Annotated in this window: 10 protein-coding genes; 7 read left to right on the top strand and 3 right to left on the bottom strand. The window is 44.6% G+C overall.

Features of this window, described 5'->3' with window-relative positions; all coding sequences use genetic code 11:
- The first annotated feature begins 21 nt into the window (after window positions 1–21).
- The 4 genes from WDV74_RS01995 to dolP are packed head-to-tail and all read left to right on the top strand — an operon-like array spanning window position 22 to window position 3459.
- Window positions 22–1815 (top strand): penicillin-binding protein activator, encoded by a 1794-nt coding sequence (locus tag WDV74_RS01995; RefSeq protein WP_338884259.1) that lies wholly within the window; start codon window positions 22–24, stop codon window positions 1813–1815.
- 35 nt (window positions 1816–1850) lie between these two features.
- Window positions 1851–2234 carry a YraN family protein gene (locus tag WDV74_RS01990; RefSeq protein ID WP_338884258.1) on the top strand — a complete coding sequence of 128 codons (384 nt, stop codon included), beginning with the start codon at window positions 1851–1853 and terminating at the stop codon, window positions 2232–2234.
- Window positions 2235–2281: 47 nt separating this feature from the next.
- Window positions 2282–2872 (top strand): DnaA initiator-associating protein DiaA, encoded by a 591-nt coding sequence (gene diaA, locus WDV74_RS01985; RefSeq protein ID WP_338884257.1) that lies wholly within the window; start codon window positions 2282–2284, stop codon window positions 2870–2872.
- A gap of 11 nt (window positions 2873–2883) precedes the next feature.
- Window positions 2884–3459 carry a division/outer membrane stress-associated lipid-binding lipoprotein gene (dolP, locus tag WDV74_RS01980; RefSeq protein ID WP_338884256.1) on the top strand — a complete coding sequence of 192 codons (576 nt, stop codon included), beginning with the start codon at window positions 2884–2886 and terminating at the stop codon, window positions 3457–3459.
- Between the two features lie 21 nt (window positions 3460–3480).
- Here the strand turns inward: dolP and mtgA are convergent, their stop codons facing one another.
- The 3 genes from mtgA to arcB all read right to left on the bottom strand — a co-directional run bounded on the left by mtgA (window position 3481) and on the right by arcB (window position 7467).
- Window positions 3481–4233 (bottom strand): monofunctional biosynthetic peptidoglycan transglycosylase, encoded by a 753-nt coding sequence (gene mtgA / locus WDV74_RS01975; RefSeq protein ID WP_338884255.1) that lies wholly within the window; start codon window positions 4231–4233, stop codon window positions 3481–3483.
- 4 nt (window positions 4234–4237) lie between these two features.
- Entirely contained in the window at window positions 4238–4891 is a 654-nt protein-coding gene (gene elbB / locus WDV74_RS01970; RefSeq protein ID WP_338884254.1) for an isoprenoid biosynthesis glyoxalase ElbB, read from the bottom strand.
- Between the two features lie 236 nt (window positions 4892–5127).
- Window positions 5128–7467, bottom strand: coding sequence for an aerobic respiration two-component sensor histidine kinase ArcB (gene arcB / locus WDV74_RS01965; RefSeq protein WP_338884252.1), 2340 nt, complete (start codon window positions 7465–7467; stop codon window positions 5128–5130).
- 665 nt (window positions 7468–8132) lie between these two features.
- Here arcB and gltB point away from each other — a divergent pair.
- The 3 genes from gltB to WDV74_RS01950 all read left to right on the top strand — a co-directional run bounded on the left by gltB (window position 8133) and on the right by WDV74_RS01950 (window position 14839).
- The gene (gene gltB / locus WDV74_RS01960) at window positions 8133–12590 is read left to right on the top strand and encodes a glutamate synthase large subunit (protein ID WP_338884251.1); all 4458 of its coding nucleotides are present in this window, start codon (window positions 8133–8135) and stop codon (window positions 12588–12590) included.
- Between the two features lie 10 nt (window positions 12591–12600).
- Window positions 12601–14019 carry a glutamate synthase small subunit gene (locus WDV74_RS01955; RefSeq protein ID WP_338884250.1) on the top strand — a complete coding sequence of 473 codons (1419 nt, stop codon included), beginning with the start codon at window positions 12601–12603 and terminating at the stop codon, window positions 14017–14019.
- Between the two features lie 313 nt (window positions 14020–14332).
- Complete coding sequence (locus tag WDV74_RS01950; RefSeq protein ID WP_338884249.1) at window positions 14333–14839, top strand: hypothetical protein; 507 nt, start codon at window positions 14333–14335, stop codon at window positions 14837–14839.
- The last annotated feature ends 115 nt before the right edge of the window (window positions 14840–14954 follow it).

The raw sequence follows: 14954 nt of genomic DNA, 5'->3' as shown, positions 1-14954 counted from the left end.
AAAAACATCGCTGGATACAGTATGCTTCCCTCAATTTTTGTGCGTTTAAAAACTGGATTAATTTATACAGTATTGCTGTCAACTATGATTATTGCAGGATGTACCATGCCCGAACGGCAAGGGCAACCAACTTCTAAGCCTCAAGATAAGATCAGCGCAGAGATTAATCGCTACCAGGCCATTATTGACGCAGCACACAATCAACCATCTTTAGACGTTATCCGTGCTTACATTGCATTGGGATCTTACGCAACAGATGAAGCTGCCCGCCAGAAAAATCTTGATGAGACCTGGCAATTATTGACGCAACTTTCCCCACAGCAAATGAGTGAATTGGTCATTAATGCCAATGAGTATACATTGCAGGGCTGGCTTGATTTACTCAGTACTTATCAGACCAACAAACAGGATCCTGATAAACTGCGGCTTGCTATTCACGATTGGCAAATCCGTTATCCAAACAACCCAGCTGCACACAGTTTACCCACACCCCTGCAACACATGTTGCAAGAAACTGAAAACAGCCATGCCACAATTGGGTTATTTCTGCCTTTGAGCGGCCAGGCCACAATATTTGGTGACGCCATCCGTCAGGGTTTCCTTGATGCTCAAAAAGGCTTGCCAAAGCCATCGTTGCCAGAATCACCATTGCCAACAAATGCTACCGATCCAAATGGTATTATTAACGCCGAAGAACCTTCTACCAACCTTGAAAATGCCAACACGGCAAATTCAGGGAATGCTGATACCACCACAATTGAATCAGAAATGGGGGCGATTAATGATATACCTACCAATGATCAGACCGTAAAAATCTATGATACCAACAGCCAGCCTCTTACCGAACTGCTGGAACAGGCTAAAAAAGATGGTGTCACTCTGGTGGTTGGGCCATTACTGAAGCCCAATGTGGAACAATTAGCTCAAATTGAAACGCCACTGAATATTCTGGCGCTCAATGAACTCGATATGCCACAAAAACGGCCGAATATTTGTTATTTCTCACTCTCTCCTGAAGATGAGGCGAAAAATGCCGCCATGCATATCTGGCAACAGCAAAAGCGCAGCCCTTTGGTGTTGATACCTCGTACTGACTTAGGCACGCGAGTTGCACAAGCCTTTGCACAAGAGTGGCAAAAACTGGGAGGTCAGACGGTATTACAACAATCTTTTGGTACGCCGGCAGAAATGAAGCAATCCATGAACCGTGGAATTGGCATTCGTTTGTCGGGTACGCCGGTTATTTCCACTAATCAGGCCACAGATCCTGTCGATGCCGTTTATATCGTTGCGACAGCAAACGAACTGACAATGATCAAGCCCATGCTCGATATGGCAATCAGCTCCCGTAAAAAACCAGCACTTTATGCCAGCTCACGTAGTAATAAAGCCGGTTCAGGCCCTGACTTCCGCCTGGAAATGGATGGCATGCAGTTTAGTGACATCCCACTGCTGACAGGTATAAATGTGCCGTTAATGCAGCAAGCAGCCAAGAAATTCACCAATGATTATTCCCTGATGCGCCTTTATGCAATGGGCATTGATGCATGGTCACTGGCTAACCAATTTACGCAAATGCAGCAAGAGGTGGGATTTCATCTGAGTGGTGCTTCAGGGGAACTTTCCGTGATGGATAACTGCACTATTTTGCGTCAGTTACCTTGGATGCAATTCAATAATGGTCGCATAATCCTTGAAAATACCAACACCACCGAAAATACCAATAGCACGGAAGGTATCGATAATGCAGAAAATACCCATAACATAGAAAACACCGATAGCACTGATCAGGGAGATCATCCCGGAATTGAATAATTTTCTGTGATTAAAGGTATCGTGGTCATTTCAGGATGAAAAAACCAACAAATAATCACTACGCGCTGGGGCGCCATTATGAACATCAGGCTAAACTGTTTTTACAAAAACAAGGGCTTGTCTTTGTTGCTGAGAATGTAAAAATTCGCGGCGGGGAAATCGACCTCATCATGCGTGACAGGCATACATGGATATTCGTTGAAGTTCGTTTCCGCCGAAATGCACAATATGGTGGCGCCATTGCTACAATTACCCAAAGTAAGCGCAGAAAGCTCTTGTATACGGCTGCTGTCTGGCTGTCCCAACGCAATGAATGTCTGGAAACGGCATCATGCCGCTTCGATGTTTGTGCAATAACAGGACAGAAATTTGAATGGCTGAAAAATGCCTTTACCCTGAATGAGAGCCTATTTCAATAGATTCTCAATTTTCTCGCTAAATAATTCCAATATACATAGGTCATAACGTGCTGGATAGAATTAAAGTCTGTTTTACAGAAAGTATTCAAACTCAGATCGCAGCAGCAGAAGCATTACCCGACGCAATATCACGCGCTGCGATGATGATGGTTCAATCACTGCTGAGTGGCAACAAAATTCTTTGCTGTGGTAACGGTGGATCAGCCGCAACGGCACAGCGTTTTACTGCCAGCATGATCAATCGTTTTGAAACGGATCGACCAAGCCTGCCAGCCCTGTCGTTGAATACTGATAATGTGGTGATCACCGCTATCGCCAACAGTAAACAGCCTGACGAAATTTACGCCAAACAAGTCAGGGCGCTGGGACAAGCAGGAGACGTCCTGCTTGCTATTTCTACACATGGAAACAGTCGGGATATTATCAAAGCGGTAGAAGCGGCTGTCACACGTGATATGACCATCGTTGCCCTGACGGGTTACGATGGCGGTGAAGTGGCGGGCTTACTGGGTCCCCAGGATGTTGAAATACGTATCCCCTCACATCACAGCATCAGGATCCAAGAAGTTCATATGTTGACAATCAACTGTCTGTGCGACTTAATCGACAACACGTTATTCCCTCATCAGGATGAATAAGGAGCCAACTCATGCGGCTATTTTCTCTATTACTGGCCTGTTTCTGTGCAATGCTATTACAAGGATGTATTGGTGCCGCCGTCGTAGGTTCCGCTGCAATTGCCACAAAAGCCGGCTCAGATCCACGAACCATTGGGCAACAAGTTGACGATACCACGCTGGAAGCCCGTGTCAGCAATGCTATCAGCAAGGATCCACAAATTAAGGCACAAGCCCGTGTATCCGTGACTGTGTATCAAGGCAAGGTTCTTTTAACCGGACAAAGCCCCAATATGGCCCTGGCTGAACGGGCAAAACAGATTGCGGCAAAGGTTGAAGGCACCAACGTGGTATATAACGAGATCCGTCAAGCCAATCCCGTAACATTGGCGACGGCCTCCACTGATACCTGGTTGACGACCAAAGTGCGCTCCCAAATTTTAACCAGTGATACGGTGAAATCATCCAGCATCAAAGTAGTGACAGAGGATGGTGAAGTCTTTTTGTTTGGCATCGTTACGCAACAAGAGGGGACTGCTGCTGCGAAAATCGCCAGCGAAACTAGCGGCGTAAAACGTGTAACAACAGCATTTACCTACCTCAATTGAGAACCATCAAGGCGGCATTAATCAATGCCGCCTAGCCTCACAGCCGGTATTCAACTCCCACCCCAACTTATTTTGCTTTAGGTAATTCACTCCTCCCATTAACTGCATTTGCCGCAAAATCCATTGCTGGCGTTGCAATACGTATTTGGAAGGTGCATTCACTTTATAACGATGAGGATTTGGTAATACAGCAGCAAGCAATGCAGATTCAGTCGCTGTCAATCTGCAGGCAGGCTTGCCAAAGTAATGTTGAGCCGCTTCCTCGACACCAAAAATGCCATTGCCAAATTCAGCAATATTGAGATAGACCGTTAAAATACGTTTCTTTGACCAAAGTAATTCCAATACGGCAGTCATCCCCGCTTCTAATCCCTTTCTTACCCAACTACGCCCTTCCCATAAAAATAAATTTTTGGCTGTTTGCTGGGAAATTGTCGACGCTCCTCGAATTCTCTTCTGATTTTTTTTGTTATATGCCATAGCAATTTCGATAGCATCAAAATCAAATCCCCAATGTTTTGGGAATTTTTGATCTTCCGCTGCAATCACGGCTAACGTCATATAAGGTGAAATTTGATTCTGATCCACCCATGAAGAATGAGAAACATAAGATAAATTAATTGATATTAAAGCAACAATTTGTCTCTCTATCATCATCATAGAAAACGGCACTGGTAAAAAGGAAAAGGCAATTACAGCAATAAACCATAAAACCGTGATCGACACGACAATTCTTTTCAGCCAGCGCCACAATATTGAAAAAGGATCCTTCATCTGATTACTCAATCATTTCCAATATTTTCCTAACCAATTTATCAATTCCTTTTTCTGCTTGCGCCAAAGATTCAGCCAGCATATAAGCTGGCGTTGTTACAATTTTATTTTCAAAATCAATGACAATGTCATCAACTGAGCACTCAACATGTACCCCTCCCATCCTCTCTATTTGAGCCGCAGTTTCTGGATCATTGCCAATGGTGACTTTTATCGGTTTGCCTAATATTTTAGGTACCATAACAGGGGCAATGCACATGAACCCCATCGGTTTACCTTGCCGGTGCATATTTTGCACTATTCTTAATAATTCTTTATTTATTTTGCAATCTGACCCTTCGAAGGCGAAATTACATAAATTCTTGGCTGCACCAAAACCACCAGGAATAATTAATGCATTCAACTCATCAATATTAACTTTGGATAAAGGCTGTATATTTCCCCGTGTTATGCGGGCGGACTCTTCCATTATATGGCGGCCTTCTTGTTTCTCCTCCCCGTTAAGATGATTAATAACATGATGTTGCATCTCATCTGGCGAAAAAAAAGACACTTCAGCACCAAGACGGCTTAAAGAGAGCATAGTAAGAACTGATTCGTGAATTTCACTTCCATCGTACACTCCACATCCACTTAATATAACGGCAACAGATTTCATATTCCTCTCCATTTGTAGTAGATTAATGCTTAACCCCTTAGAGGGTTAAACACCAATCTTCATCACAGATTTTAATGAATCTTGTAACAAAAAATCTTATCTTTGCTATGTTGGTACTTGTATTCTGTGTGAAAGAATTCTTTAATTACTCGCATCGAAAATAAACCTTAGATAAGCGGGTAAACAAGTTTCCCTGGTGTTGGCGCAGTATTAGCGCACCCCAACTTAGGTTGGGGTTATTTTTTTGTAACGCTTGATAACCAATTTCTTAATATTTCTATATCTCGCTTCCATTCCACCTTTAACTCATCCACCCATTCCTGAACATTATCCCACCACGCAGGTAAATCCGGTGACTGGATCTGCTGAGCCAATTGCTGCAAATGGCGTAATCCGACTGAACCCGCCGCACCTTTGATTTTATGTGCCTCTTCTGTAATGCCTTTTTGATCTCTGGCGGTCATATTGGAGTCCAGCAAAGCAAGATAATTTGGCATCATGGTTTCAAAAATAACCAGGTTGTCAGTGATCATTTTTGGCCCAACCAATTCGATATATTGGTTAAGCATCTCCGTATCCAGTCGTTCTTCATCCAGATTCACACGATCAACTTCAACTAAGGTGTTGTCAGATTCAGACTGACCCCAATATTTTTCTATCACAGCAATCAACGCCTTGACAGACAACGGTTTATTGAGCACATCATCCATACCTGCATCCAGGTATTCTTTTTTATCCTTTAATACATTAGCTGTCAGCGCGATCAAAGGCGGCAAGGATTGGGAGGAGTAACGCTGGTGCAATTGACGGGCGATATCCAGCCCCGTCATGTCCGGTAATTGGATATCCAGTAACACCAAGTCATATTCATCAGGATCAAACATTGCTAGTGCATCATGACCATTCATAGCAACATCCACACTGTTCCCCAATTTCTCCAGAACAGAACGGGCTACAATGACGTTCAATTCAATATCTTCTACCAGTAAGATGTTAAGAGCCGGTAATGGCATAGTATCTTGTTCAGCCTTCCCTTCCGGGCATTCATCAATGGCTGGCGCAACAACAGACAAAGTAAAGCAAGAACCTTTGCCTGGCATACTTTTTACCACAATGTCCCCTCCCATACTTTGGGCAAGGCGCTTCGAAACAGCAAGACCAATCCCCGTGCCGGTTGCAGGCCGCCCACCAGCGCTGTCCCTGACTTGGTAATACATGGCGAAGATTTTTTCCAGTTCGTCCGAAGGAATACCAATGCCGGAATCTGTCACCTCAAAGAATAGGCGTTCCTCTTCTTCTTCACGCCAGATGCGAACTTTAATTTCCCCTTCAGGCGTAAATTTCACGGCATTACTAATCAGATTCCACAAAATTTGCCGCAAACGGGTTCCATCAGTCAGCACTTTTGCTGGTAGTGGCAACTCTGGCTCCAAAACAAATTTAATCCCCTTTGGTTGCGCCAATAAACCTGAAATGTTCTCTAAATCTGTCATGAAACCAGTGAAATCAATCTGTTGGTTATCAAGCTGAATTTTTCGGCGTTCCATTTTATCTAACTCGATAATATCATTGAAAATATTACCCAAAGTAATGGCGCTGACATGAATTGTTTCCAGGTACTTACATTGCTCCGGTGTTAAGTCGGTATCCATCAGGATGCGACTCAAGCCCACAATGCCATTTAAAGGCGTACGAAGCTCATGGCTAATCGTAGAGATAAAAGTCGTCTTATCCCTGCTGGCGTTCTCTAATGCGTCCTGATAGCGTTTACGCTCCGTTATATCGCGCCCAAATCCCATTAACCCATGTCGCTTACCAACACGATCATAAAAAGGCACTTTCCTGAGTTCAAAACAGGCTTTGCGTCCATCGGGGTAAACTAACCATTGCTCATAGGTCAGGGATACATTGTGGCGAAATACTTTTTCATCGGTTTCCATCACCTTGCTGGCAATTTCTTTATCGTAAACATCTGTCGGCGTCAGGCCGATGAGTTGTTTTTCGCTTTTGCCCGTTAGTAATTCCATCGCTCGATTACAACCGGAAAATTCATTATCTTCATTGCGGTAATAAACCAGATCCGGGGAGGCATCCAGAAATGAACGCAATAGTACCGATTGCTGCTCAAGCTCAATCTGGGTTTTTTCACGCTGTTCCATTTCCAATTTGAGTTTATCCAATAAAACCAAATGGGCTTTTTCCGCCTTCTCCCTGTCGCTGATCTCTTGGTTTAATTGGTCGATGTTCGCTTTGAGTTGTAAGTTTAATTTCGCATCACGCTGACGCATTTCTTCAAGTTTTGCGACCAGACTTGATAAACGCTGGCGGGATTCTTCGAGTTGTTCTACTACGATGGAGAGAAAATAAACCGCCCAGGGGGTAATTAACAAACCAAAAAAAATAGAGCGAATTAAATCAATACCCTGTACTTCTCCATGCAGGACAAATGTCACTGCCATCTGCATCGCCATCGCAAGAACCACTAAAGCTGATGCAAGTAATATAGAAAAACGCACCAACCCCAGCTTCATCATCAAATCTACATAATATTGGGCAAGCCCTCGAATCAGCTTCATAACAACTCCCAGTAAAATCTTTTCCAGTAAGGTTACTAGATTGAATCATAACGTAAAAAAAACCAACTTCCTTACTGGATATTATCCAAAACCCCCACATGGAATAAAAATGAAAATAATTAGAATAATTATGCATTAAAATCTTATCACTCTCTTTTTGATTAAAAAGAAACCAATCACTTTCTCTTACAATTTAAAAAATACACAATATAAATCTTAACTATCTAAAAAAGTCAGAGAAATACACCAAAATAAATGTATTTAAAAGCATATCCAAAATAGATAATGCGGTGATTTTAGTGATATAACTCACATCATTTAAGAGGAATGATCTTCGTCACAAAATACAAAAATCCGCACTTTACTCATAAAAATCAACAAAATAGATAAAAAATATCAACAAAAAACGTGATTTAACACGATTTGACCAACTCTGTTTTTACCGTTAAGTTGGGAATTCACCGAAAATCACCTGCCAGAGGCTCCTCTGGCTCATATTTATGCAGTGATAGATAACAGAACAACATTTTGATTCACCGCTTGTTAATTCCAATAAAACAAGTGGCGTTTTACCGAGGGCGCAAATTAGACGTCTGTAGAAAAATATATATCGATACCCTCTCGCGAGTAATGTGAGAGCCGGACAGAACTTGGGGAGCTTTACAATGTTGTATGACAAATTGCAGGAAAAAGATAACTGTGGCTTTGGATTAATCGCACATATTGAAGGAGAGCCAAGCCACAAGGTGGTGCGCACGGCCATACACGCACTGGCTCGGATGCAACACAGGGGTGCAATTCTGGCAGATGGAAAAACGGGTGATGGCTGTGGTTTGTTAATGCAAAAACCTGACCGTTTCTTTCAAATGATCGCCAGTGAACAATCATGGCGGCTCGCTAAAAATTATGCAGTCGGCATGTTGTTTCTAAGCCAGGATGCCAAAATTGCCCAATTATGTCGTGATATTATCGAACAGGAATTACAACACGAAACCCTATCCATTGTGGGTTGGCGGAAAGTTCCTATCAATCGCGATATCTTAGGTGATATTGCCTTATCAAGCCTTCCTCGTATTGAGCAAGTTTTTATCAACGCACCCGCCGGATGGCGAGCGCAAGATCTGGAACGCCGCCTGTTCGTTTCCCGACGCCGTATAGAAAAACGTATTACCGATAATGACTTTTATATTTGCAGCCTGTCCAATTTGGTCACGATTTATAAAGGATTGTGCATGGCTGCGGATTTACCGCGTTTCTATCCCGATTTGGCTGACCTGCGCATGGAATCTGCCATCTGTTTATTCCATCAGCGCTTTTCAACCAATACCATTCCCCGTTGGCCGCTGGCACAACCCTTTCGCTATCTGGCTCACAATGGAGAAATCAATACCATTACGGGAAACCGTGAATGGGCTAAAGCCAGGGCCTATAAATTCCGCACGCCTCTGATCCCAGATTTACATACTGCGGCTCCTTTTGTTAATGAAACCGGCTCCGATTCCAGTTCACTGGACAACATGCTGGAACTGTTTCTCAATGGCGGTATGGATTTAATCCGCGCAATGCGGTTGCTCGTTCCACCGGCATGGCAGAATAACCCTGATATGGATGATGATCTGCGTGCATTCTTCGATTTTAACTCCATGCACATGGAACCTTGGGATGGACCAGCCGGCATTGTGATTTCCGATGGACGTTATGCCGCCTGTAATTTGGATCGCAATGGCTTACGCCCTGCCCGTTATGTGATTACCAAAGATAAGCTGATTACCTGCGCTTCTGAAGTGGGTATTTGGGATTACCAACCCGATGAAGTCGTCGAGAAAGGCCGTGTCGGGCCAGGCGAGCTAATGGTTATCGATACCTATGAAGGGCGTATTCTTCACTCAGCGGAAACTGACAATGATCTAAAAAGCCGCCACCCTTATAAAGAATGGCTAGAAAAGAACGTCAAGCCTTTGATTCCGTTTGAAGAGTTGCCAGAAACACAGGTCGGACAGCGCGGGTTAGATGACCGCCTGTTGGCAACTTATCACAAGCAGTTTGCCTACAGTAATGAGGAGTTGGATCAAGTTATCCGTACCCTCGGTGAAAATGCCCAAGAAGCAACGGGTTCAATGGGCGATGATACACCGTTTGCCGTGCTTTCCAGCCGCCCGCGCATTATCTATGACTATTTTCGCCAGCAATTTGCCCAGGTGACCAATCCTCCCATCGATCCATTACGTGAAGCCCATGTGATGTCTCTGGCTACCCGCATCGGGCGAGAAATGAATGTCTTTTGTGAAGCGGAAGGGCAGGCTCATCGGTTGTGCTTTCAATCGCCCGTCCTGCTCTATTCTGATTTCGTACAACTAACAACACGGCAGGAACCCTATTATCGCGCTGATACATTGGATTTGACCTTCAATCCACAGGAAATCTCCCTAAAACAAGCGGTCTTAACTTTATGTAAAAGAGCCGAGGGACTCGCCCGCAATGGTGCTGTATTGTTGGTGCTATCCGATCGCAATATTGCACCAGAAAGAATTCCCATCCCCGCACCAATGGCTGTCGGTGCTATCCAACACTGCCTGGTTGAGAAAAACCTGCGCTGTGATACCAACTTGATTGTAGAAACCGCCAGTGCGCGTGATCCGCATCATTTTGCGGTATTGATGGGTTTTGGCGCTACCGCTGTTTACCCTTATCTGGCCTATGAATCACTGGGCAAAATGGTGGATGATGGCACAATCAATGCGCCATATGCCCGCGTGATGCTTAATTATCGCAATGGCATCAATAAAGGGCTGTATAAGATTATGTCCAAAATGGGCATCTCCACCATTTCCTCTTATCGCTGCTCTAAGTTGTTCGAAGCCGTTGGTTTGCACCAGGATGTAACAGCGATCTGCTTCAATGGTGTTGTCAGCCGGATTGGGGGAGCGGATTTCAGCGATTTTGAACAAGATCTGCGTAATCTTGCCAAACGGGCATGGTTGCATCGCCACCCTATCGATCAAGGGGGGCTGCTGAAATATGTCCATAATGGGGAGTATCACGCTTATAACCCCGATGTTGTCAAAACATTGCAGACTGCCGTTCACAGTGGCAACTACAGTGATTACCTGAAATATTCCGAACTGGTCAATGGGCGCCCCATCACCACTTTGCGGGATCTGCTCGCCCTTGCGCCTAAAGATGAACCTATCAGCATTGAAGAGGTTGAACCTGCAGAAGCACTGTTCAAACGTTTTGATACCGCAGCCATGTCAATTGGTGCACTCAGCCCAGAGGCCCATGAAGCGCTGGCAGAAGCAATGAATACGTTAGGCGGCTTTTCCAACTCTGGCGAAGGTGGCGAAGATCCCGCCCGTTATCGTACCAAGAAAGTTTCCCGCATCAAGCAAGTTGCTTCCGGTCGATTTGGCGTTACACCCGCGTACTTAACCAGTGCCGATGTGATCCAGATAAAAGTCGCCCAAGGAGCAAAACCCGGGGAAGGGGGTCAACTGCCAGGAGATAAGGTCACGCCTTATATTGCCAAATTGCGCTACTCCGTTCCGGGCGTTACCCTGATTTCTCCGCCTCCACATCACGACATTTATTCAATCGAAGATCTGGCTCAATTGATTTTCGATCTTAAGCAGGTGAATCCTCAAGCGCTGATCTCCGTCAAACTGGTTTCAGAGCCTGGTGTAGGAACCATTGCCACCGGTGTCGCCAAGGCCTATGCCGACCTGATCACCATCGCCGGTTATGACGGCGGAACAGGTGCCAGCCCACTCTCTTCGGTCAAATACGCGGGTTGCCCGTGGGAATTGGGGCTGGTGGAAACCCAACAAGCGCTGGTCGCCAATGGATTACGCCATAAAATCCGCCTTCAAGTTGATGGGGGGTTAAAAACAGGAATGGATATCATCAAAGCGGCGATTTTAGGCGCAGAAAGTTTCGGTTTCGGCACTGGCCCAATGGTTGCTCTTGGCTGTAAGTATTTGCGCATCTGTCACTTAAATAACTGTGCGACGGGTGTCGCTACACAAGATGAAAAATTACGCAAATCGCATTATCACGGCTTGCCAGAAAGAGTCATTCACTATTTCCATTTTATTGCGCAAGAAACGCGTGAATTGATGGCGCAATTAGGGGTGAAAAGACTGACCGATTTGATTGGACGCACAGATTTACTGGAAATACTTGAGGGAATTTCTGCCAAGCAAAGCAAGCTCAATCTCGAACCATTGCTGGAAACGGTGGAACCTCATACCGGCAAAGCGCAGCATTGCACAGAAGGGAATCCACCTTTTGACCAAGGTACGCTGAATAAATTGATCGTCGCCCAGGCTATGCCTTATGTAGAAAACGCACAAAGCAAGACGTTCTATTTTGATATCCAAAATACCGACCGCTCTGTTGGTGCCGCTCTCTCCGGTGAGATTGCCGCTCGGTATGGCGATCAAGGGCGCGCTGCCGATCCGATCAAGCTACATTTCAATGGAACAGCCGGGCAAAGTTTTGGCGTCTGGAATGCTGCCGGTGTCGAGCTGACGTTAATCGGTGATGCCAATGATTATGTTGGCAAGGGTATGGCTGGCGGCTGTATTACCATCCTTCCTCCTGCCGGCTCCGCATTTAAAAGTCACGAAGCCACTATTATCGGCAATACCTGCCTTTATGGGGCAACAGGTGGGAAACTTTTTGCTGCCGGACGCGCCGGTGAACGCTTCGCAGTACGTAATTCAGGTGCCATCACCGTTATTGAGGGGATCGGTGACAATGGCTGTGAATATATGACTGGCGGGATCGTCTGTGTCCTGGGTAGCACGGGCGTAAATTTTGGTGCAGGTATGACAGGTGGATTTGCTTACGTCCTTGATGAATTTGATGACTTCCGCAAACGCGTCAATCCAGAACTGGTAGAAGTTCTCTCAATGGATACCCTTGCCATTCATAAAGAACATCTGCGGGGATTAATCACCGAACATGTCCGTCTGACAAACTCTCAACACGGTGAAAGCCTATTGGAAAATTGGTCTCAATGGGTCAATAAGTTTGCTTTGGTTAAACCTAAATCCAGTGATGTCAGTGCGTTGTTGGGACACCGTAGCCGTTCTTCTGCCGAATTGCGAGTTCAGGCACAGTAAGGAGTTAAGAATGAGTCAGAATGTTTATCAATTTATCGACTTACAACGTGTCGATCCACCTAAGAAATTATTGAAAATCAGAAAAATAGAATTTGTTGAGATTTATGAACCCTTTTCTGAAATTCAGGCACAGGCACAAGCAGATCGCTGCCTCTCTTGTGGTAATCCATATTGTGAATGGAAATGTCCCGTACATAACTACATTCCAAATTGGCTGAAGCTTGCCAATGAAGGACGCATCATCGAAGCAGCGGAATTATCACACCAGACCAACAGCTTGCCAGAAGTCTGTGGTCGGGTCTGTCCACAAGATCGCCTGTGTGAAGGCGCTTGTACCCTGAATGATGACTTCGGTGCTGTCACTATCGGCAACATTGAACGCTATATCAATGACACAGCTATCGCGATGGGTTGGAAACCGGATATGTCGCATGTCATCCCAACAGGTAAACGTGTTGCCGTGGTTGGGGCTGGGCCAGCAGGATTAGCTTGTGCAGATGTCCTGACACGTAATGGCGTACAAGTGGTGGTTTATGATCGCCATCCTGAAATTGGTGGTTTGCTCACATTTGGCATTCCCGCCTTTAAACTGGAAAAAGAGGTAATTATTCGCCGCCGTAAAATATTTTCCGAGATGGGGATTGAATTCCGTCTCAACACAGAAATAGGCCAAGATATCACTCTGTCTGAACTCACCAAAGAATTTGATGCCGTATTTCTTGGGGTGGGTACCTATCAATCCATCCGCGGTGGACTGGAGAACGAAAATGCTGACGGGGTCTATGACGCCTTACCCTTTTTAATTGCTAATACCCGTCATTTGATGGGTTACTCATCTCTACCTGAGCAGCCTTATGTTGATATGAAGGGTAAACGTGTTCTGGTGCTGGGCGGCGGTGATACAGCAATGGACTGCGTCCGTACTTCGATTCGCCAGGGTGCGACCCATGTTATCTGCGCCTATCGGCGAGATGAGGAAAATATGCCTGGCTCCCGTCGTGAAGTAAAAAATGCGAAAGAAGAAGGTGCAGAATTTCGTTTTAACCTGCAACCCATTGGCATTGAGGTGAATGGTGCAGGACGGATTTGTGGTGTCAAGGTGGTGAAAACACAACTAAGTGCCCAGGATGAAAAAGGCCGTCGTCAGGCTGAGATTATTCAAGGCTCTGAGTTTTTGATAGAAGCCGATGCAGTGATCATGGCATTTGGTTTCAAGCCTCATGCTATGAACTGGCTGGATGAACATCAAGTCAAACTCGATCAAAAAGGCCGCATTATCGCGCCTGCATCCAGTGACCTACCTTTCCAAACCAGTCATCCTAAAATATTTGCAGGCGGGGACGCTGTACGAGGTTCTGACCTGGTAGTGACCGCTATTGATGAAGGCCGAAAAGCCGCTTTCGGTATCCTCGACTATCTTAAAGTCTAATATTCCATTCTTTTTTCTAATAATTTCTCCGATTTTTTAATCGGAGAAATTCCCTCACAATAAAAATGCCCTCATTTTTTTATTTTCTTTTACTACCAGATTACTTGTAATTTTGGGATTTATGCGACTATTCTTATATTCTAAAGTCAAATATATCGATTTAATCCCCTGCTCGTTATAGCAGTGCAACAATCATGCAATACCTTAATACGGCAATGAGGTTGGCTTTTTACCAAAAAAAATTCATTAGAGTCATTAATTAAATGGAAATGAAATAAAAGATCATTAAAGTGATAATAACAGGTAGAAATGTATGCGCTTACTCACCCAGATACTCTGCTTCTCTTTTATATCCTTAGCAAGTTCACCCTCTCTTGCCAGGTTTTCTGCACCTGCCGGAATTATGCAGCAAGTGCAAGAAAGAGGGATAAATTCTGTTGTAGCAGAGATAAACGCAGAAAATAAACAGGACAAAATTATCCAAAATATTACGACTGGTGATAAACAATGGTTGCAAGTTGCTTTTAAGCTATCACCTAATATCCATCCAGAATTTTCCCGGCAAATCATTAATGCCTTATCAGTTGCTTTAATTGAAAATCCTGTGGAAGTATTATCACTGACAAACGCACATCGTACCCTCTCATTCACTAATATCTGCAACATGCCTCCAACGATCAGAGGAAGCAGCCAACAGAGATCATTCGTCAAGAAAATGATAGATAGCCTAAGAGCTGCGGAGAAATCTAGTAGGGGAGAAAACCAATACAATATCGAAAATTGTATATGGCAATTTGAGAAATCGCTCAATTACATGTAGCACTAACATTCTAAAAATAATAAAGGAGAACAATGTCTCCTTTATTTCCATCTCTCATGATCTCCTTCACTTTCCAAGTCGCGGCTTTGCTGATTGCAACTTGAAATCTATCAGG

Origin of the sequence: Xenorhabdus sp. TH1, from assembly GCF_037260955.1 — a bacterium.
GTDB lineage: Bacteria > Pseudomonadota > Gammaproteobacteria > Enterobacterales > Enterobacteriaceae > Xenorhabdus > Xenorhabdus griffiniae.
Note: the sequence above shows the minus strand (reverse complement) of the source record. Positions and strands in the feature narration are given on the sequence as shown.

Excerpts from the sequence above, each read along its gene's own strand:
- WDV74_RS01995 (WP_338884259.1), top strand. The coding sequence starts at position 22 with ATGCTTCCCTCAATTTTTGTGCGTTTAAAAACTGGATTAATTTATACA.
- WDV74_RS01990 (WP_338884258.1), top strand. The coding sequence starts at position 1,851 with ATGAAAAAACCAACAAATAATCACTACGCGCTGGGGCGCCATTATGAA.
- dolP (WP_338884256.1), top strand. The coding sequence starts at position 2,884 with ATGCGGCTATTTTCTCTATTACTGGCCTGTTTCTGTGCAATGCTATTA.
- mtgA (WP_338884255.1), bottom strand. The coding sequence starts at position 4,233 with ATGAAGGATCCTTTTTCAATATTGTGGCGCTGGCTGAAAAGAATTGTC.
- elbB (WP_338884254.1), bottom strand. The coding sequence starts at position 4,891 with ATGAAATCTGTTGCCGTTATATTAAGTGGATGTGGAGTGTACGATGGA.
- arcB (WP_338884252.1), bottom strand. The coding sequence starts at position 7,467 with ATGAAGCTGATTCGAGGGCTTGCCCAATATTATGTAGATTTGATGATG.
- gltB (WP_338884251.1), top strand. The coding sequence starts at position 8,133 with ATGTTGTATGACAAATTGCAGGAAAAAGATAACTGTGGCTTTGGATTA.
- WDV74_RS01955 (WP_338884250.1), top strand. The coding sequence starts at position 12,601 with ATGAGTCAGAATGTTTATCAATTTATCGACTTACAACGTGTCGATCCA.
- WDV74_RS01950 (WP_338884249.1), top strand. The coding sequence starts at position 14,333 with ATGCGCTTACTCACCCAGATACTCTGCTTCTCTTTTATATCCTTAGCA.